Consider the following 19,658-nt stretch of genomic DNA (forward strand, 5'->3'; position numbering starts at 1 on the left):
TTGTTGATCTGGTTCAAAGAAAAATGGCCCGCCAAAGCCTAGGGTGAAGCCGAATTTCACGGCGGAGGAAAAAATGTCCTTTAAAACAATCTTTACAGCCCTGTCTCAGGACAGCCTTGCAAAGCCTATGCTCGCCCATGCGGGCTCAATGGCGCGCACCTATGACGCTCACCTTGAGGCGCTCTGCCTCGGCGTCGACCGCAGCCAGACCGGCTATTACTACGCCGGTGCCAATGCGATGATCCTTCAGGAAGTCATCGAAAAAGCCAGTGACGAGGGCCTCGCCCTCAAAGCGCTCACTGAGGCCGAACTGGGCCATACAGAGCTGCGCTGGAGCTGTGACCATGGCGTCGCTCAACTCCCCGACATCGGCCGTCACGTGGCCGCACGCGCCCGCTTTGCCGATATCGCCGTGCTGCCGACGCCCTATGGCGAAGACCGCGGACAGGAACAGGAAGCGCTGGTGGAGGCCTGCCTCTTTGAGGCGCGTGTGCCTGTGCTCGTTGTGCCCGAAAAGCGGCCCCCCTCTGGCCCCTATGAAACAGTGATCATCGGCTGGAACGAAAGCGACGAAGCCCTCGGCGCGATCCGCGCGGCCCTGCCGATCCTGAGACAGGCCAAAAACGTGCACGTCGTCGTGATCGACCCGCCCAAACACGGCCCAAACCGCTCTGATCCCGGCGGGCTGCTCTCTGTCTGGCTGGCGCGCCATGATGTCCATGTGGAAATTGACGTCCTGTCAAAAACCATGCCGCGTGTGTCTGATGTGCTCCTGCGCCACGCCAGCGATCTGGGTGCCGATCTGATCGTCATGGGCGCCTATGGCCACTCGCGTTTTCGCGAAGCCATCCTCGGCGGTGCCACCCGCTATATGCTGGAGCAGTCCAAGCTGCCTGTCTTGATGGCGCATTAAAGACGGTTTCGGATTGCACTTCGTGCACTCCGACCCGCTGGGGGACCAGTCCCCCAGACCCCAGCCAAGCTGGGGGACCAGTCCCCCAGACCCCCTGGGATATTTTTAGAAAGAAAAAGGGCCAGCCGTCAAAAGACGGTCAGCTCAGCATACCACCGTCTGAATCATCGCCCGCTTCTTCGGAGAGGCGGTCAAAATCTGGCACAATCACATGGCGCTTGCCGACAAGGTCGATGACGCCGTCGCGTTTGAGGGCATTGACCTGACGGCTCACGGTTTCAAGAGTGAGGCCGAGGTAATCCGCCATCGCTTCCCGCGTCAGTGGCACATCAAACTCAAGCGGTCCATCCACGCCCGCGAGATTGAGCGTCGCATCGCGGCGGGCGATGATGCTCAGCAGGCTGGCAATCTTTTCACGCGCCGTTTTGCGGCCCAAAACAAGCATCCACTCGCGCGCGGCGTCAAGCTCGTCAAGTGTCATTTCGAGCAGGCGCTGCGCAATATGCGGCGTCCGTATCATCATGTCTTCAAACGGTTTTTTGCGAAAACAGCACATGACCAGATCGCTCGTGGCCACCACATCATAGGCCGCAGACTCGCGCCCCGGACGGCCGACAAAATCAGACGGAAGCAACAGGCCCACCATCTGTGTGCGCCCGTCTTCCATGGTTTGGGTCAGGGAGGCCACGCCTTTGACCACGGAGCCGACAAATTCCATACGATCCCCAGACCAGACAATCGTCTGGCCCGCCTCATAGGAGCGATAATACTTGATTTCTTCAAGCCGTGTCAGCTCGTCGCTCTCGCAACGCGCACAGACCGCCCTATGTCTGATCGGGCATTCTCCACAGTCGCGTGGCACATCAATCGTTACTGTTTTTTGCATATCGTCACTTCGCGCGTTTGATCTGTATCAATGTGAATACAGGCTCTTTCTTCTAAATCTAGCCCCATGATGACAAAAACTCAACTTGCCAGTCTGGGGCTATTTGACGCGAAAGTGCCGCGTTATACAAGCTATCCGACAGCCCCCCAATTCACCCCTGCTCTCACTGGCGATATGTTCTCCCGCTGGATCACCCTCATCCCCGAGGGAAGCGCCATTTCGCTCTACATCCATGTCCCCTTCTGCCGCAGGCTCTGCTGGTTCTGTGCCTGCCGCACCCAAGGCACGCAAAAAGACGCGCCCGTGCGCGCCTATCTTGAGGTTCTCAAGGCTGAGCTGGCCTTGCTCAAGGAAACGCTCCCCAAGGGCGTAAGCCTGTCCCGCCTGCACTGGGGCGGCGGCACGCCCACGCTCCTCACTGCCGATATGATGCGCGACCTTGCCGCCGAGATCGCCTCGGTGGCGCCTTTTGCGCCAGATTACGAATTCTCCGTCGAGATCGACCCCAACGAAATCGACAGCACACGCCTTGATGCGCTCGCTGCCGCAGGGATGAACCGCGCCTCCATCGGCGTGCAGGATTTTGACGACCAGATCCAGCAGGCCATCGGCCGCATCCAGAGCTTTGAGGCCACCCGCGACGCAATCGACATGATCCGCGCCCATGGCGTGGAAAGCCTCAACGCCGATATCCTCTTTGGCCTGCCGCACCAGTCCCAAGCTCGGATCACAGAAAGCGTGCAAAAGCTTCTGGCGCTCTCGCCTGATCGTGTTGCGCTTTATGGCTACGCTCATGTGCCCTGGATGGCCAAACGCCAACAGATGATCCCCTCAGAGGCCCTTCCCACGCCCGAAGAGCGGCTTGATCTCTTTGAAACCGCGCGCAAGCTCTTTGTCTGGGACGGCTACGCCGAAATCGGGATTGACCATTTCGCCCGCCCCGAAGACGGGCTGACCCGCGCCCAAAAGGCAGGCACCCTGCGCCGCAACTTTCAGGGCTATACCGATGACACAAGCGATGTGCTCGTTGGCCTTGGCGCCTCCTCGATCTCGCGCTTCCCGCAAGGCTATGCCCAAAACGCACCAGCCACTTCGGCCCATACCAAGGCAATTTCCGAAGGCCGTTTTTCAACCTCGCGTGGCCATGTCTTCTCCGCCGAGGACAAGCTGCGCAGCCGTATCATTGAAATGATCATGTGTGATTTTCGCGTGTCCTCTGCCGCGCTTCTGGCAGAACACGATATCGCGCCCGCCGCACTGGCAGCGATGCTCGCCGAGGCCAACAAACGCTTTGGCAACCGCCTCAAAACAAGCGCTGACGGCCTCTATATCCCCGAAGAGATGCGCCCGCTCACCCGCCTCATAGCCCGCGCCTTTGACGCCTATGATCTAAGCAAAGCAGGCCATAGCTCGGCGATCTGAGAAGCCCTTTTTCTTTCTCCAAATATCCCAGCACAGCGCGCGCCAAGCAGGGCTCTCCCTGCAAGAGGGGCGGGGCTAAAACGGGCCGAGCGCAGCGAGGCCCCCCGCGATGCGCGCCAGCGCAGCGCAACAGCTTATCCGGCCGCGCCACCCGCCTTCAGCTCGAGCGCCGCGCTCAAGAGCGTCTTGGCATAGTCGGTCCGGGGTCGCTCAAACAGCTCTTCCGCCGTGCCCGCCTCCACGATATCGCCTTGACGCATCACAATCATCTTGTGGCTCATTGCGCGCACCACGTTGAGATCGTGGCTGATAAAGAGATAGGCCAGCCCGTATTTGCGCTGAAGCGCGCGCAACAGATCGACAATCTGCACCTGCACCGTCATATCAAGCGCGCTCGTCGGTTCATCCAGGACAACAAGCTTGGGCCGCAATATCATTGCCCGCGCAATCGCGATCCGCTGGCGCTGCCCGCCAGAGAATTCATGCGGATAGCGGTCCATCGTGGCAGGGTCGAGTCCGACCTCTTCCATCACCTCAGAGACAAGCTCACGCGCGCTCTTGCCCTCAGGCTTGCCATGCACGCCAAGCCCCTCGGCAATGATCTCGGCACAGCTCATCCGTGGGCTGAGCGAGCCAAACGGGTCCTGAAACACAATCTGCATCTCGCGGCGCAAGTGGCGCAGTTTCTTGGTGCTCCAGCGGCGCACATCCTCGCCCTGATAGGTGATCCCGCCCTCCGAGCCGATCAGCCGCATGATCGCCAGCGCCAGCGTGGTCTTGCCAGACCCGCTCTCGCCGACAATGCCCAGCGTCTCGCCCGCACGCACAGACAGGCTCGCCTCGTTTACGGCCTTCACATGGCCTGTGGTGCGCTTCATCAACCCCGACTTGATCGGAAACCAGACCCGGAGCTTATCGGCCGCCACAATCTCTCTTGCGCCCGAGGGCACAGGCGCCGGAACGCCCACAGCCCGCGCCGCCAGAAGCTTTTTGGTATACTCATGCTGAGGCGCATCAAACACGGCCTTGGCCGGCCCCTGCTCGACAATCTCACCGTCCTTCATGACACAGACGGTGTCGGCAAAGCGCTGCACAACCCCCAGATCATGGGTGATAAACAAAAGCCCCATGTTCTCGCTTTCCTTCAGCTCGTTGAGAAGCTCAAGGATCTGCGCCTGAATGGTCACATCCAGCGCCGTGGTCGGCTCATCGGCAATCAGAATGTCAGGCTTGTTCGCCAGCGCCATAGCAATCATCACGCGCTGCCGCTGACCGCCGCTTAGCTCGTGAGGGTAGGCGCTGAGGCGGCGTGCCGCATCCCGAATGCCGACCTTTTCCAAAAGCTCCAGAATACGCGCCCGCGCCGTTGTCCGCGTGAGGCCCTGATGCAGCTCAAGGCTCTCGCCAAGCTGCTTTTCAATCGTGTGCAAGGGGTTGAGCGAGGTCATCGGCTCCTGAAAGATAAAGCTGATATCGTTGCCGCGCACTTGCCGCAAAAGCCTGTCTTTCGCTCCGATCATTTCCTGCCCGTCGTAGGTGACAGAGCCGCCCACTTCGGCGCTCTCGCCAAGCAAAGCCACCGTGCTCAAAGCGCTCACAGACTTGCCAGAGCCGCTCTCCCCCACAAGCGCAACAGTCTCCCCGCGCCCGACAGAAAAGCTCACCCCTTTGACAGCCTGATTGGCCTTGCCGTCTTGGCGGAAGGTCACTGTGAGGCCCTTGACGTTTAGCAAACTCATCGGAAAGTCTTTCTCGGGTCAAACGCGTCGCGCACGCCTTCAAAGATGAAAACCAGCAGCGACAGCATGACGGCAAAAGTGAAAAACGCGGTAAAGGCCAGCCATGGCGCCTCAAGGTTCTGCTTTGCCTGAAGCGTCAGCTCGCCAAGGCTCGGCGCACTCGAGGGCAGGCCAAAGCCGAGATAATCCAGCGCCGCCAAGGACGAGATCGTCCCCGTCACAATAAACGGCAGCATGGTCAGCGTCGCGACCATCGCATTGGGCAGCATATGACGAAACATGATCGTTGTGTTGCCCACACCCAGCGCCTTTGCGGCGCGCACATACTCAAGGTTGCGCGCCCGCAAGAACTCAGCCCGCACAACGCCCACAAGCGACATCCAGCCAAACAGCACCATCAGAAACACCAATAGCCAGAACGAGCGCCCCAGAATGGCAAACATAATGATGATCACATAGAGCTGCGGCGTTGAGGTCCAGATTTCGATGATCCGCTGAAAAACAAGGTCAATCCAGCCGCCAAAATACCCCTGCACAGCCCCCGCCGCGACCCCGATGATCGAGGCCAGACCCGTCACAATCAGGGTAAACAGGATCGAGAGGCGGAAGCCGTGAATGACCCGCGCCATCACATCGCGCTTGGTTGCGTCGGTGCCAAGCCAGTTCTCGCCATTGGGCGGCAAAGGCGCAGCCCCGGGGCGCTCGACAGCCGTATCAAACGAATAAGGGATAAGCGGCCAAAGCGCCCAGCCCTTCTCAAAGCCCTCGACGGCAAATGTGCCCGCAGCAATCTCTTCAAGGATGCCGTCAGGGTCGTCAAAGCAGTCTTCCAGCCCGCCCGAGGCGATCAGACAGCGCACCTCAGGGTCGCGATACACCGCCTCGGTCTGAAAATCCCCGCCAAACTCCGTCTCTGGATAAAAGTTCCAGATCGGCGCATAATATTGGCCGCGATAGTTCACCAGAATGGGTTTGTCATAGGCCAGAAACTCGGCAAACAAGCTCATCACAAACAGAACCGAAAAGACCCAAAGGCTCCAAAGCGCGCGGCGGTTGGCCTTGAAATTACGCCAACGGCGCGCATTGATCGGCGAAAGAGCCATTATCCCTCCCTCCGTTCAAAGTCGATCCGCGGATCAACAAGCACATACATGAGGTCCGAGATGATCCCGACCACAAGGCTGATCAGCCCGAAGATAAACAGCGTCCCAAAGACGATAGGATAATCCCGCGCCACAGCCGCCTCAAAACCAAGCCGCCCGAGACCATCCAGCGAAAAGATCGTCTCAATGATCAGCGACGCGCCAAAAAACACCCCGATAAACACCGCAGGAAACCCCGCAATGACGATCAGCATGGCATTGCGAAACACGTGCCCATAAAGCACCGCCCGCTCGCTGAGCCCCTTGGCCCGCGCGGTCATCACATATTGCTTTTTCATCTCGTCCAGAAAGCTGTTCTTCGTGAGAAGCGTCAGCGTCGCAAAGCCCGCGATGCTAGAAGCCAGCACAGGCAGCGTAATGTGCCACGCATAATCCTTGACCTTGCCCCAAGCGCTTAAGCTCTCAAAGTCGTCGCTGGTCAGCCCACGCAGCGGGAAAATCTGCCAATAAGAGCCGCCCGCAAACAGCGTCAGCAAAAGGATCGCAAACAAAAATCCGGGGATCGCATAGCCCGCAATAATCGCGCCACTTGTCCAAGTGTCAAAGGGCGTCCCGTCCTTCACAGCCTTGCGGATACCGAGCGGGATCGAGATCATATATGCAATCAAAGTCGACCAAAGCCCAAGCGTGATCGACACAGGCAGCTTCTCCTTGATCAGCTCGATCACAGTCGCCGAGCGGAAATAACTCTCGCCAAAATCAAACCGCATATAATTGCCAAGCATCAGGAAAAACCGCTCCAGAGGCGGCTTGTCAAAGCCGAACTCGCGCTCAAGCTCGGCGATAAACTCGGGCGGCAAGCCCCGCGCCCCGACATATTCGCTCGCGCCCGTGCCCAGCGTGCTTTCCGAGCCGTCCTGCCCCGCAAAGCTGCCAAAGACATTGCCCTCGCCCTGTGCGCGCGCAATCGCCTGCTCCACAGGCCCCCCCGGAACAAACTGGGTGAGCGCAAAGTTGATCAGCATAATGCCAAACAGCGTTGGAATAATCAGCAGCAAGCGCCGCAGGACATAAGCACCCATAAGGTTACCTCAGCGCCCCCTGCTCTTTCAGCTTGGCGCCCTTGTCGGCGTCATACCACCAGAAATCAAGCGTGCCCAAAGCAAACGGCGGGATCGTTTCTGGCCGCCCGTATTGGTCCCAATACGCGACCCAGTGATCGGCGACATACCCCGTCGGGATCAGGAAAAACTCGTGCCGCAGCACACGGTCCAGCGCGCGCAGCATCATGTCTTCTTCCTCTTGCGTCTCGCTCAAAAGCGCCTTCTCGATGATCTCGTCCACAACAGGACTGGCAAGCGAGGCGGGGTTAAACAAAAGCTTCGCCGCCTCCGAGCCAAAGCGCTGCTGAAGCCCTGTGCCCACACCAAACAGCGCAGGATAGCCATCCAGCACCAGATCATAATCATGGTCGCGCTCGCGCGAGGTATATTGCGACGGGTCAACCACTTCAAAAGTCGCATCAATCCCCATCACTTGCAGATTACTGACAAAATTCTCCGCCAAGGCCTTGTTGGTCGGCGTGTCAGACGAGTTGAACAAAAGGTTCAGGCTCAAAAGCGCACCGTCCGCATTACGCCGCTTGCCATCATCGCCCACAGCCCAGCCCGCCGCGTCCAGAAGCTTCATCGCCGCGCGCAGATTGCGGCGATCATTCAGGCGCTCTTTCTGCGAGGTGTGCGGCATACGCGGCGCACCGGTCAGAACCTCGGGGTCAGGCTGCGCCGCAAGCCCCTGCAAAAGCGCAAGCTCCGCGCCCTCTGGTGCGCCCTTGGCCTCATATTTCGTGCCCGTGCTGAAAGACTGCTGCTGGCGTTGCAGCCCGTAAAGCAGCGAGGCGTTTGTCCACTCAAAGTTAAAGCCAAGCGCCACAGCGTCGCGCACGCGGCGGTCTTTGAGAACTTCACGATCAAGGTTCATGATAATGCCCGTATTGGCTGGCGGCATCCCGTCAGGGATTTCTTCCAGCTTCACAAAAGCATCATTCACCGCAGGAAAGTCATATGACGTAGCCCAGCGCTTCGGGTCGCTCTCGCTGCGATAGGTCACAGACCCCGCCTTAAATGCCTCAAAAGCCGCCGTCGCATCGGCAAAATACTCGATACGAATGCTGTCAAAGTTGTGCCGGCCCTTATTGATCGGCAGATCATTGCCCCAATAGTCGGGGTTGCGCTTATAGATCACCGAGCGGTTCACATCGACACGGTCGATCACATAAGGCCCCGAGCCAGGAGAGACTTCAAGGCGGCTCTCGTCCAGCCGCGCGCCGCTCTCTTCATACCATTTTTTGGACCACGCAGGCACAAACCCCACTTGGTCAATCAGCGAGCGCCGCGAGATGCCCTCGGCAAAGTAAAACTTGATGGTGTGGTCGTCGATCACCTCAACCTTGGGAATGCGCTTGCGCACCGCATCGGCATAAGACTTCAGCCCCTGATCCAGCAAAAGATTGTGGCTAAAGGCGATATCATGCGCTGTCACAGGGCTGCCGTCCGAAAACTTGGCCTCAGGGCGCATATGAAAAACAACCCAGCTCTTGTCCTTGGGGTATTCAAGCGTATGGGCGAGCAGGCCGTAGTATTCCCCGTCCACATCCGCAGGCAGCGCCCCCGAGCCGGCCAGAACCGAGCCCAAAAGCGATTCGTATCCAACGGTAGACAGCGCCGCAGCACGGCCCTTGCGGGTGTAAGGGTTCATGCTGTCAAACGTGCCCGCCACCGCGATAGAGATTTCCCCGCCCTTGGGCGCATCAGGGTTCACATAGCTAAAATGTGTGTAATCCTCTGGGTAGCTCAGCTTGCCAAAGTAAGAATAGCCGTGGCTCTTGATGATTTCGCTCTCCGCGCGCAGCACAAGCGCCGAGGCCGCCAGAAATACAAAGCTCACAAGCGCCAGAGACGCTATATCTCTGATCTGCCCTGCGGCCACCGCTGCCGCGCCTCTGCGTGATCCCGTCATACCAATGCCTCCCAAAGCCAAACAAACCCGTCAGGCCTTATTTATAGTTGTCCCACCCTAGTTTCCAAGACCCATGACATTCAAGTTGAGAATTCGTGATAGGCCACTCCACAAAGCAAAACCGCCAGCCCGTTTCGGGGCTGGCGGCTTCAAACTCTGGTCTGTCGTTCAGTCTCAGTCGTCGAGGCTGTCGAGATAGGCAATCACATCCGCACGATCAGATGATTTCTTGAGGCCCGAGAAGCTCATGCTTGTGCCGGGCGTCGTTTTCCTGGGGTTCTCAAGGAAGGCATAGAGGTTTTCAGGGGTCCATTCCGCGCCGATCTGCTCAAGCGCTCCGGAGTAGCCAAAGCCCTCAGCTGAGTCGATTGCGCGCCCGACAACACCGTGAAGGTAGGGGCCTGTCGCGTTCGCGCCAGCTTCAATCTTGTGGCAAGCCGAGCATTTCTTGAAGACTTTCGCGCCAGACGCAACATCGGCAGCAGCCATGATGGTTGCAAAATCGGGGCCTTCTTCTTCAACTTCGGCTTCGGCTGTCTCTTCAACTTCAATCAGATAGCCCGCAACGTGCTCTTCGCCGTACGCGCCATGACCGCCGCCAACAGTGTAAAGCGCATCTGCGCCCCACTTGGCAAACAGGAACAACAAAAGCGCGCCACAAACCGCGCCGAGGATTTTGGTGGATGTCATTGTATCAAACATGGGCCAGATTCCGTTTGGTAGCTTTTGGCGGTTTCTATCCGCTTCCACTCCCTTTACGCAAGGTGTAGTTTCTGCGGCCAAACGCCCCTATTCACTCGGGGTGCATCAAAAAGGTTAAAATATGTCTGAACGGATCGCATTTCAGGGCGAATTGGGCGCCTACAGCCACGAAGCCTGCACAACAGCACGCCCCGAGGCTGTGCCTGTGCCCTGTGCCTCCTTTGAAGCCGCCATCGAGGCGGTCAAATCAGGCGCGGCCGATTTTGGCATGCTCCCTGTCGAGAATACGACCTATGGCCGCGTCGCCGACAATCACCGGCTGATCCCTGATTGTGGCCTGTTCATCGTGGATGAGGCCTTCGTGCGGGTGCGCATCGCGCTCATGGCCAATGCGGGCGTGCCGCTCGCGGCTGTCAAAAGCGTGCGCGCACACCCCGTTTTGCTGCCCCAGTCCGCCACCTTTCTGAAACAGCACGGGATCGCGCCGATCTCGGCGGCTGATAGCGCAGGTGCCGCCGCCGAGCTGGCCGCCTCTGGCGCACAAGACCAAGGCGTGCTCGCCTCCGAGCTGGCCGCAGACATTCATGGCCTCACAGTTCTGGCCTCCGATATCGAAGACCACGGCCACAACACCACCCGCTTTGTCATCATGGGCCGCGAAGCCGACCTGTCGCGCCGTGGACAACTCAACATGATGACAACCTTCGTCTTTGAAGTGCGCAACATCCCCGCCGCGCTCTACAAAGCCATGGGCGGCTTCGCCACCAACGGCGTCAACATGACCAAGCTCGAAAGCTACATGGTCGACGGCTCCTTCACCGCGACCCGCTTTTACGCCGACATCGACGGCCACCCAGAAGACCCCAACGTCAAACTGGCGCTGGAAGAACTCGACTATTTCACATCCTACATCCAAATCATCGGCGTCTACCCCGCCGACCGCGAAAGATAATTCCCATGACCAAACGCATCGCCCTCTCAAGTGACCACGCCGCCATCGAATTGCGCCAAGCCATTGCCGCGCACATCACGGCTCAGGGCTATGAGGCCGTCGATATCGGGCCAACAACGCCCGAAAGCACCCACTACCCCAAGCACGGCCAAGCCGCCGCAGAGCTTGTCGCCTCAGGCGATTGTGATCTCGGCATCATCCTCTGTGGCACAGGTCAAGGCATCATGATGGCCGCCAATAAAGTCAAAGGCATCCGCTGCGGCGTCTGCTCCGAAACCTTCTCGGCCCGCATGATCCGCGCACATAACAACGCCAATATGCTCTCCATCGGCGAGCGCGTCACAGGCGCGGGCCTCGCCCTTGAGATCGTTGACGCCTTCCTCTCCGCCGAGTTCGAAGGCGGCCGCCACGGCACCCGCGTGGACATGATCACCGAAATCGAAGCCTAGAGCATCCGCAGCACAGCCGCGCAAAAATAAACCCTCAAGTCAGGGTAAAGCTTTGCGTGGCGCGTGTTTGGCGCTAAAGCCTGACAAATGCGTTATCAGGGCCAAGATGTTTTAACTGCCCCCGCCCGCCAAAGCCCCGAGCTCTGGCGCTTTGGCTTGGGCGTTGTGCTCGTGCTCGCCTGCTATCTCACACTGGGGCATGGCTACTTTACCCTGCTCGCCGAACTGGTCGCGCCACAAGACTGGCCCGCGCTGGTGGCCGAAATCGACAGCGGCAGCAGCCCGCGCGGAATGCTCGCCATTCTCGCCTCCTTCGGCTTTATCATCATCGCCCTCGGCCTCGTGCTCAATATGTTACACCGCCGCCCGCTCGCCACACTCTTTGGCAAGGGGCGGCAGTTTCTTCAGCAGGGCCTGCGCGTCAGCACAGCACTCGGCGGCTTTGCCGTGCTGCTCTGGTTCCTGCCCGAGCCGGGGCTGCTAGAGCCGTTTCACAATCTTGACTACCTGCGCTGGCTCGCGCTCCTGCCGCTCGCCCTGCCGCTTCTGTTTATTCAGGTCACAGCCGAAGAGCTGCTCTTTCGCGGCTACGCCCAGAGCCAGCTCGCCGCGCGGTTTTCAAACCCTGTGGTCTGGCTTGGCCTGCCTGCGCTGGTCTTTGGCGCGCTGCACTACGAGCCCTCTATCGCTGGTCCCAACGCTTGGGCGCTTGTGCTCAGCGCCGCGCTCTTTGGCCTCGCTGCCGCCGATCTGACGGCACGCTCGGGCACACTTGCCCCCGCCATCGCGCTGCATTTCTTCTTCAACTTCGCCAGCCTGCTCTATGTCACGCCCGGCGATACGCTGGTCGGCCTCGCGCTCTATACCTACCCCTTCGAAATGACCGATCCCGCCCTCCTGCCGATCTGGCTGCCCTATGATCTGATGATCCTCCTCTGCGCCTGGCTCGCGGCACGGCTCTCGCTTGGGCGCTGACAGATGCGTCGCGCGCCCTATGCCCCGCATCGCGCCTTCATTGCCCCCGCGCGGCTCAGCGGCACATTGCTCACAGTGGTTCTCGGATACTGCCTGATCGAGTTTGGCTACCTCCTCACCTATGATCTGATCGAAGCGCTCCTGCTCGCCCTTCAGCCGGGTTGGGTCGCCCCCTTCTTCTCAGGCTCAACCCCGCTTGGCCTCGGCGCGCAGCTCGCCTCTTTCGGCCTGCTCGCCGCCATCGTTATGCTGGTGACACGCCGCCTGCATCACCGCGCCGCACAGACGCTCCTTGGCCCGCCACGCAAAGCCCTGCGCCAGTTTTGGGCCGTGCTCGCCCCGCTCACCCTGCTTTTGCTGGCGCTTGAGTTTATCCCGCCATGGTGGAGCGCCGAGGCCCTGCAAGCCACGCGCGCGCCCCTGCTCTGGGCTGCGCTTTTGCCGCTCTCGCTTGGGGCCGTCTTTGTGCAAATCGCCGCCGAAGAGCTGCTCTATCGGGGCTATCTGCAACAACAGCTCGCCGCGCTCTTTGCCCATCCCGCAAGCTGGCTCATTCTGACAAACCTCGCCTTCGGCCTCGCCCATTGGAACACAGAGGGCGACCTCTCCCACAACGTCCAATATGTCATCTGGGCCTTCTGCTTCGGCCTTGCCGCCTCCGACCTGACCGCCCGCGCAGGAACACTCGGCCCCGCCCTCGCCTTTCATCTCGCCAACAACGCCTTCGCCTTCCTGCTCTACGGCGAAGCAGGCGGGCCGTCGTCGGGCTTTGCGCTCTTTCTGTTTGCGCCCGAAACGCTGGAAGAAACCTTCGCTGGCGACACAGCCTCAGGCCTTAACTGGCAGCTCGCCCTCGAGCTTCTTTTGCTTGGCCTCATGTGGCTCGCCGCACGCATTGGCCTCAAGCGCTGATTGCATTTCCCGCCCGTCCTGATTATCTGGACATCTGACAAGTGAAACGGCAAAGGCCCCTCTATGAACTGGATCACAAACTACGTCCGTCCGCGCATCAACTCGATCTTCTCGCGCCGCGACACGCCCGAGAATCTCTGGAGCAAATGTGACGACTGCGGCACCATGCTGTTTCACCGCGAACTGGCCAACAACCTCAATGTTTGCACCTCCTGTGGCCACCACATGGGCATCACACCCCGCGACCGCTTCACAGCGCTGTTTGATGGCGGCATCTTCACCGAGGTCAAAGTCCCAGCGCCAATCGAAGACCCGCTCAAATTCCGCGATCAGAAAAAATACCCCGACCGCATGAAAGCCGCACAGAAATCAACCGGCGAAAAAGAGGCCATGCTCGTCGCCGAAGGCGAAATCGGCCGCACGCCGATCATTGCCGCCGCGCAGGACTTTTCCTTCATGGGCGGCTCCATGGGAATGTATGTCGGCAACGCCATCATCGCGGGCGCCGAACGCGCCGTAAAGCTCAAGCGCCCGCTGGTGCTCTTCTCCGCTGCGGGCGGAGCTCGGATGCAAGAGGGTATTCTCAGCCTCATGCAAATGCCGCGCACAACTGTGGCCGTGCAGATGCTCAAAGAAGCGGGCCTGCCCTATATCGTCGTTCTGACCCACCCGACAACAGGCGGCGTCACCGCCTCCTACGCCATGCTGGGCGACGTCCAGATCGCCGAGCCAAACGCGCTGATCTGCTTTGCTGGCCCGCGTGTGATCCAACAGACCATTGGCGAAAAGCTCCCCGAAGGCTTCCAGCGCGCCGAATACCTGCTTGATCATGGTATGCTCGACCGCGTCACCCCCCGCACAGAGATGCGCGGCGAGCTGATCCAGATCATCCGTATGCTCATGGATATGCCGCCTCCCGTCGCAGGTGATCTGCCCGCGCCAAACCTCGCAGAGGCGGCCGACGCCCCCGCAGCGGCAGACGCAAAAAAATGAGCAGCGGATCAGATGTCATCCTCGAAAGGATGATGGCGCTTCACCCCAAGATCATCGACCTCACGCTAGATCGCGTGTGGAAGCTGCTCGACGCGCTCGGCAACCCGCAAGACAAGCTCCCCCCCGTGATCCACATCGCAGGGACCAATGGCAAAGGCTCAACCCTTGCCATGTTCCGCGCAGGGATCGAAGGCGCAGGCCTCACCGCCCACGCCTATACCTCGCCCCACCTCGCCCGCTTTCACGAGCGCATCCGCTTGCGCGGCGCGCTGATTTCCGAGCCGCACCTCACCGAGGTTCTGAACGAATGCTATGACGCCAACAATGGCGACACGATCACCTATTTTGAGATCACAACGGTTGCGGGCCTGCTCGCCATGTCGCGCACGCCAGCAGATTATACGCTGCTAGAAGTCGGCCTCGGCGGACGGCTTGACGCCACCAACGTGATCAACAAACCCGCCCTCACAGTCATCACCCCCGTGTCCTTTGATCACCCGCAATTCCTGGGCGATACCGTCGCCAAAATCGCGAGCGAAAAAGCAGGGATCATCAAACGGGGCGTGCCGCTTGTGATGTCGGCCCAGCCCGAGGACGCCGCCGAAGTGATCGAAGCCAAGGCCGCCAGCCTCGGCGCGCCGCTGATCGCCCAAGGCCAGCACTGGCACGTCTCTGAAGAGCGCGGCCGCCTCGTTTACCAAGACGAAACAGGCCTGCTTGACCTGCCCCCACCTTCGCTCATGGGCGCGCACCAGTTCCAAAACGCCGGAGCCGCCCTCGCGGGCCTGCGCCACCTCGGCTTGCCCGAAGCCGCCTATGAGGCCACCGTCACGGGTGCCACATGGCCCGCGCGGATGCAAAAACTCGCTCAAGGCCCGCTGATTGACGCCGCCCCCGAGGCCGAGCTCTGGCTTGATGGCGGCCACAACGCCGCCTGCGGCGCAACCCTTGCCGAAAGCCTCACGCGCCTGCCCAAACGGCCCACCTATATGATCTGCGGTATGCTCAACACCAAAGACATCGCAGGCTATCTCGCCCCCGTCGCGGGGCATATCGAAGCGCTCCACGCTGTCTCGATCCCGGGCGAGGCCAACACCCTCCCCGCCGCGACCACAGCTGCTGCCGCCAAAGACGCAGGCATGAAAGCACAGGCCGCTGAGAGCGTCTCAGCCGCCCTAAGCGACATCCTGCGCGAAACGCCACAGGCGCGCATCCTGATCTGCGGCTCGCTCTATCTCGCAGGCCATATCCTGCGCGAGCACAGCTAAATCCGCAGCCAACGGACCAAAAGGTAAAATATTTCCCAAGCATTTAAGAAAAATGCGAATCACTTCCAAGGACTTAGCCCCAAGACAGCTCTGATTCGCCGAATTCCGAATCACTTTATGTTGACCGATTCGCATCGATTCGCCTATATGTTGAACCAGTTGTCAAAGCACGCCCTGCGCCACAGATGAATGCGTGCACTGATTTGGGGGATAGTAATGAGACGCCTTTTTGGCATTTTTTTCGCTGGCGCGTGCCTTATGCCAGCAGTGACCTTCGCACAGGATGTGCGCCTCACACCGGATAGCCTGTCAAAAGAGATCACGTTCAACACAGGCGAAGCGCTTGTGATCGAACGGATCCAAGACACCTCACACCAGCTCATGGGTGAGTTCACCAAAACATCGCGCGCCTGCCCGCCCTTCTGCATCCACGCCATGAGCGCGGGCGAAGGCGTCGAGACAGTGGGCGAACTCGAAGTGATTTCCTTTCTGGAAACTTCGGTCGCCCGCGGCAATGGCCTCCTGCTTGACAGCCGTATGCCCGACTGGTTCGCCAAAGGCACCATCCCGGGCGCCGTCAACGTGCCCTTCGCCACGCTGCAAGAGAGCAACCCCTACCGCGACGAAATCCTCAAGGCCCTCGGTGCGCAAAGCAACGGCACCACATGGGATTTTGCTGCCGCCAAAGAGCTTCTGCTGTTTTGCAACGGCCCGTGGTGTGACCAGTCCACCCGCGCCATCAACGCCTTGCGCAGCGCTGGCTACCCCGCCGACAAAATCAAATATTACCGTGGCGGAATGCAAGTCTGGCTCCTTCTCGGCCTCTCTGTAAAGCAGCCAACGTCATGAAGCAGCTTATCACACCAGCCAACCCGCACCTGACCCGCCTTTTGATCATCGGCGCGGCCTTCCTCACAGTCACACTGGCGCTCATTCTGATGCAGCCCTCAGGCGCCCCGTTGGCAAACGCCCCCGAAGAGCTGCCCTTGCCCGAAAGCGCCGATGACACCGCCGTCACCCGCGCCGACACAGGGCTGATCGGCCTCGTGCGCGCTCCTGCCACGACAGAAGAGACGCCCGTTGACGAGATCACAGCCAGCGTTCTGGCCAGCCTCTCAGGCCCAACAGCGCCAAAAGCGGCCGCCGCCGCTGCCCCCGACGACACCCTGCGCAACATGACCGCAGGTGTGCTCGCCAGCCTCACAGGCCCCGCGCCCAAGGCGGCCACCACCACGGCCAATGTGAATATGCAAGATCTGGTGACCCAAGCGCTCCAGCAAGGCCAGTCCGACGCCTATATCGACGCCCTGCTCAATGAGGCCGCCGCCTCTGGCAACATAGCGGTGCCCAGCGCCCTGCGCACAAACGAGGGCCGCGTCGATACCGCAACGCTTCTGGCCGCCCTCGTGCGCAAATCCAGCCCCGACACAGCGCCCGCGCCAACGATTGACGCCAACAGCCAAGGCGTCGAAGTCCGCGTCGTTCAGCGCGCCGGCGAGACCAAACGCTACAACTTCTACACCGTGCAGTCCGGCGACAGCCTCGGCGCCATCGCCAACCGCTTCTACGGCGACGCAGGTCTCTACACAGCGATCTTTGAAGCCAACCGGCAGTTTTTATCCAGCCCCGACCGCATCCGCGCGGGCCAGCGGCTGAGCATCCCCGAGGTCACCTCGGGGTAAGTGTTTACGAGGGCAAGAGTGTTATCTCTTAATCTATCGGCAGGAGAAAGAGGGGCCGATCCAACGGCCCCCTTTCTTTGCCGATAAGGGCGCAAGAGCGGGGCGCTAGGCCTCGCCCCAGCCGTCCCCCTGCATCTCGCGCAAACGGCTCGCGGTCCGCTCAAATTCAAACGTGCCCTCGCCCTCAAGATAGAGCATCTCGGGCGCCGCCGCCGCGCTCGCAATGAGGCGCACACGCGCCTCATACAAAGCATCAATCAGCGTCACAAAGCGCTTGGCCTCGTTGAAGTTGCTGCGCGACAGGCTCGGAATATCCTCAAGGATCAAAACCCGCACCGCCTCGGCAATCGCCAAGTAGTCGGCAGGCCCCAGCATCTTGCCGCAAAGGTCATGAAACCGCGCCCGCCCGACCCCGCTCTGAAACGCGGGCAAAACAACCTCGCGCTTGTTCACACTGAGACGCAGAGGCTTGGCCGCCGCCCCGCCCAGATCGGCCCAGATCGCGGCAATAGCGGCCCGCGCCGCCGCGTCTACAGGGGCAAAATACGTCGCCTCGCCCGCCAGCCTGTCTTGACGATAATCGGTGTCACTCACCAGCTCATGCACGGCAAGCCGCGTCTTGATCAGGTCGATAAACGGCAAAAAAAGCTGCCTGTTCAGCCCGTTCTTATAAAGATCGTCAGGCACACGGTTGGAGGTGGTCACAACAACAACCCCCGCCTCAAACAGCGCCTCAAACAAGCGCCCGACAATCATCGCATCGGTGATATCGGTGATCTGCATCTCGTCAAAAGCAAGGCAGCGCACCTCCTTGATGACGTTCGCCGCCACAGGCGCAAGCGCGTCCTGCACATTGTTCTGACGCGCCTCATGCATCCCCTTATGGATCTCCTGCATAAAGGCATGAAAATGCACCCGCCGCACAGGCACGTCGAGACAATCCACAAACAGATCCATCAACATAGACTTGCCGCGCCCGACCCCGCCCCACATATACAGCCCACGGATCGGCTCTGCCTTCTTGGCAAACCAGCCCCGCTTCACAGGCTCCGCCAGCGCCGCACGAATGCGCTCAAGCTCGGGCAAAGCCGCCTCTTGCGCGGCATCGGCCCTCAGGCTCCCATCCGCGACACGGGCCGCATATTCAGTGATCAAATCGCGCGTCATGTGGCCCTTCCTAAAGCCATTCACACCCTCGGCGCAATCCCCCCGCAAACGCCCCCGTCAGACAGGCCAATCCGCCGCCCTGAACCAAACACACCTCCCGCTGCGCCGCGCAGCACACCCCATGAGGCGCCCCAAACCGCTCTTTCTTTTTGCCCCAAATATCCAAATCCCACAGCAGCCCCACAGACCACGCCAGCGACCCTCCCCGTAGGCTACGCACCATTGCCTCCTCTCGCGCCCCGCTCTAGGATTTCGCAAGTTAATGTAAAGAGTGCCCAGCCCCATGACAGACGCAGAAAAAGCCTATGCCGAAGCCGAACGGCTGATTGCAAAAGAGAAGGAAGAGCGGACAGGACAGCTTGATCTCTCTAATGACGAGCTTAAGGCGCTCTCCAAGCTGCCTTCAGATATTTCAGACCTTGATTGGCTTAATACTCTAAACCTGAACAATACTCAGATTAAAAGCCTTGAACCAATTTCCACACTGACAGCGCTGATGATACTCGAACTCAAGAACACGTCAATTACAGACCTAACGCCCCTTGAAGCTCTCGAATCTCTCCGATGGTTGAACCTCAGCGACACTCCTGTCAGGGAGCTGGCACCGCTTTCAAACCTTCATAAGCTCTTTGGGCTTTTTCTTGGCAACACCCAAATCGGAGATATAGTGCAAATTGAGACTCTAAAATGGCTCAGACGTCTTGATATTGATAACTGCGAAATAACTGATCTGAGACCGTGTCGAAACTTCACGGAATTAAGTTCGGAAGACTCATTTCAAGGCTTGTTCTTTAGTAATATACTAGCATCACACCTTGACCCGCATCTTCACGAACTCAGTCAACTTCAAAACCCTCAAGACCGCACCCGCAAAACACTCGACTACCTCAACAGCCTTGATGACACCGAATACGACGCCTTCCTTGCGCGGCGGAAGCGAGAGCTTGGTATTGTAAAGGGAGAAGCAGTCGCACCCCCGCCCAAGCCCTCGCCCACAGCCAAGGCCCGCGCCGCATACCTCGCGCCAAACATCTACGCGCACCGCGAAGTCATCCAGCCGCTGGCCGATCAAATCCAGACCGCTCTGCGCGAATGGCAAAACGAGACAGGCACAAACCAGCTTCCCGAAGCGCTCCAGCTCATAGAGCACCTCGCCAGCGGTTTTGCCCTCGCCGTGAAGCAGAGCGACACTGAAGGCCTTGAAGCCCGCCTCGCCTATCTTGAGTCCGAAGGCCAAAAACTCGCCACGCTCCTGAAACAAGAGCAAGCCAAAACCGCCGCGCTCAGCCATGAGCTGTCCGAGGCAAAAGCCGCCAAATTCGCCCCTGCCTTCCGCGAAGAAATGGGCAAGCGCTCGGCTCAGATGATGACAGGTGGCGTCTATGCTTTCACAGGATTGGGTGTCACCTATCTTCTCGGAGAAGCTCACCCGATCACCAAAGCCCTAATCAGCTTAATCAGCCCTAAATAACCCCCC

The 19,658-nt window shown here is 59.7% G+C and carries 18 protein-coding genes; 11 read left to right on the forward strand and 7 right to left on the reverse strand.

Annotation, left to right across the window (positions count from 1 at the left end; translation table 11 throughout):
• The first annotated feature begins 73 nt into the window (after positions 1 to 73).
• Positions 74 to 913, forward strand: a complete 840-nt coding sequence (locus ACTF58_RS04875; protein WP_438990843.1) for a universal stress protein — start codon at positions 74 to 76, stop codon at positions 911 to 913.
• A 139-nt stretch (positions 914 to 1,052) separates the two neighbouring features.
• Here ACTF58_RS04875 and fnrL read toward each other — a convergent pair whose 3' ends face one another.
• Positions 1,053 to 1,799, reverse strand: coding sequence for a transcriptional regulator FnrL (gene fnrL / locus ACTF58_RS04880; RefSeq protein WP_438990844.1), 747 nt, complete (start codon positions 1,797 to 1,799; stop codon positions 1,053 to 1,055).
• Between the two features lie 66 nt (positions 1,800 to 1,865).
• On the opposite strand from fnrL, the gene hemN reads away from it, so the two are divergent.
• Complete coding sequence (gene hemN, locus ACTF58_RS04885) at positions 1,866 to 3,221, forward strand: oxygen-independent coproporphyrinogen III oxidase (RefSeq protein ID WP_438990845.1); 1,356 nt, start codon at positions 1,866 to 1,868, stop codon at positions 3,219 to 3,221.
• A 134-nt stretch (positions 3,222 to 3,355) separates the two neighbouring features.
• Here hemN and ACTF58_RS04890 read toward each other — a convergent pair whose 3' ends face one another.
• The 5 genes from ACTF58_RS04890 to ACTF58_RS04910 all read right to left on the reverse strand — a co-directional run bounded on the left by ACTF58_RS04890 (position 3,356) and on the right by ACTF58_RS04910 (position 9,783).
• On the reverse strand, positions 3,356 to 4,960 hold the full coding sequence (locus tag ACTF58_RS04890) for an ABC transporter ATP-binding protein (protein ID WP_438990846.1): 1,605 nt from the start codon (positions 4,958 to 4,960) through the stop codon (positions 3,356 to 3,358).
• A complete protein-coding gene (locus ACTF58_RS04895; protein ID WP_438990847.1) occupies positions 4,957 to 6,063 on the reverse strand; it encodes an ABC transporter permease in 1,107 nt (368 codons plus the stop codon). The genes ACTF58_RS04890 and ACTF58_RS04895 overlap by 4 nt, the downstream gene beginning before the upstream one ends.
• Complete coding sequence (locus tag ACTF58_RS04900; RefSeq protein WP_438990848.1) at positions 6,063 to 7,145, reverse strand: microcin C ABC transporter permease YejB; 1,083 nt, start codon at positions 7,143 to 7,145, stop codon at positions 6,063 to 6,065. The genes ACTF58_RS04895 and ACTF58_RS04900 overlap by 1 nt, the downstream gene beginning before the upstream one ends.
• A gap of 4 nt (positions 7,146 to 7,149) precedes the next feature.
• On the reverse strand, positions 7,150 to 9,081 hold the full coding sequence (locus ACTF58_RS04905; protein ID WP_438990849.1) for an extracellular solute-binding protein: 1,932 nt from the start codon (positions 9,079 to 9,081) through the stop codon (positions 7,150 to 7,152).
• 174 nt (positions 9,082 to 9,255) lie between these two features.
• Entirely contained in the window at positions 9,256 to 9,783 is a 528-nt protein-coding gene (locus ACTF58_RS04910) for a c-type cytochrome (RefSeq protein ID WP_438990850.1), read from the reverse strand.
• Between the two features lie 121 nt (positions 9,784 to 9,904).
• On the opposite strand from ACTF58_RS04910, the gene ACTF58_RS04915 reads away from it, so the two are divergent.
• From ACTF58_RS04915 to ACTF58_RS04950, 8 genes are all read left to right on the forward strand, one after another.
• Positions 9,905 to 10,735 (forward strand): prephenate dehydratase, encoded by an 831-nt coding sequence (locus ACTF58_RS04915; RefSeq protein WP_438990851.1) that lies wholly within the window; start codon positions 9,905 to 9,907, stop codon positions 10,733 to 10,735.
• Positions 10,735 to 11,184: a ribose 5-phosphate isomerase B gene (gene rpiB, locus ACTF58_RS04920; protein WP_438990916.1), complete on the forward strand. Its 450-nt coding sequence runs from the start codon at positions 10,735 to 10,737 to the stop codon at positions 11,182 to 11,184. Before ACTF58_RS04915 ends, rpiB begins: the two co-directional genes overlap by 1 nt.
• Before the next feature lie 87 nt (positions 11,185 to 11,271).
• Positions 11,272 to 12,159 (forward strand): CPBP family intramembrane glutamic endopeptidase, encoded by an 888-nt coding sequence (locus tag ACTF58_RS04925; RefSeq protein WP_438990852.1) that lies wholly within the window; start codon positions 11,272 to 11,274, stop codon positions 12,157 to 12,159.
• Between the two features lie 3 nt (positions 12,160 to 12,162).
• Positions 12,163 to 13,071: a lysostaphin resistance A-like protein gene (locus tag ACTF58_RS04930; RefSeq protein WP_438990853.1), complete on the forward strand. Its 909-nt coding sequence runs from the start codon at positions 12,163 to 12,165 to the stop codon at positions 13,069 to 13,071.
• A 63-nt stretch (positions 13,072 to 13,134) separates the two neighbouring features.
• A complete protein-coding gene (accD, locus tag ACTF58_RS04935) occupies positions 13,135 to 14,064 on the forward strand; it encodes an acetyl-CoA carboxylase, carboxyltransferase subunit beta (protein WP_438990854.1) in 930 nt (309 codons plus the stop codon).
• A complete protein-coding gene (locus ACTF58_RS04940; RefSeq protein WP_438990855.1) occupies positions 14,061 to 15,332 on the forward strand; it encodes a bifunctional folylpolyglutamate synthase/dihydrofolate synthase in 1,272 nt (423 codons plus the stop codon). Before accD ends, ACTF58_RS04940 begins: the two co-directional genes overlap by 4 nt.
• Positions 15,333 to 15,590: 258 nt before the next feature.
• Positions 15,591 to 16,181, forward strand: coding sequence for a rhodanese-like domain-containing protein (locus ACTF58_RS04945; RefSeq protein WP_438990856.1), 591 nt, complete (start codon positions 15,591 to 15,593; stop codon positions 16,179 to 16,181).
• Entirely contained in the window at positions 16,178 to 17,014 is an 837-nt protein-coding gene (locus tag ACTF58_RS04950) for a LysM peptidoglycan-binding domain-containing protein (protein WP_438990857.1), read from the forward strand. The genes ACTF58_RS04945 and ACTF58_RS04950 overlap by 4 nt, the downstream gene beginning before the upstream one ends.
• Positions 17,015 to 17,119: 105 nt before the next feature.
• Here the strand turns inward: ACTF58_RS04950 and zapE are convergent, their stop codons facing one another.
• Complete coding sequence (gene zapE / locus ACTF58_RS04955; RefSeq protein ID WP_438990858.1) at positions 17,120 to 18,181, reverse strand: cell division protein ZapE; 1,062 nt, start codon at positions 18,179 to 18,181, stop codon at positions 17,120 to 17,122.
• 283 nt (positions 18,182 to 18,464) lie between these two features.
• On the opposite strand from zapE, the gene ACTF58_RS04960 reads away from it, so the two are divergent.
• On the forward strand, positions 18,465 to 19,652 hold the full coding sequence (locus ACTF58_RS04960) for a leucine-rich repeat domain-containing protein (RefSeq protein ID WP_438990859.1): 1,188 nt from the start codon (positions 18,465 to 18,467) through the stop codon (positions 19,650 to 19,652).
• Positions 19,653 to 19,658: the final 6 nt, after the last annotated feature.

It is taken from the genome of Lentibacter sp. (assembly GCF_965657785.1).
Taxonomy (GTDB): Bacteria; Pseudomonadota; Alphaproteobacteria; order Rhodobacterales; family Rhodobacteraceae; genus Lentibacter.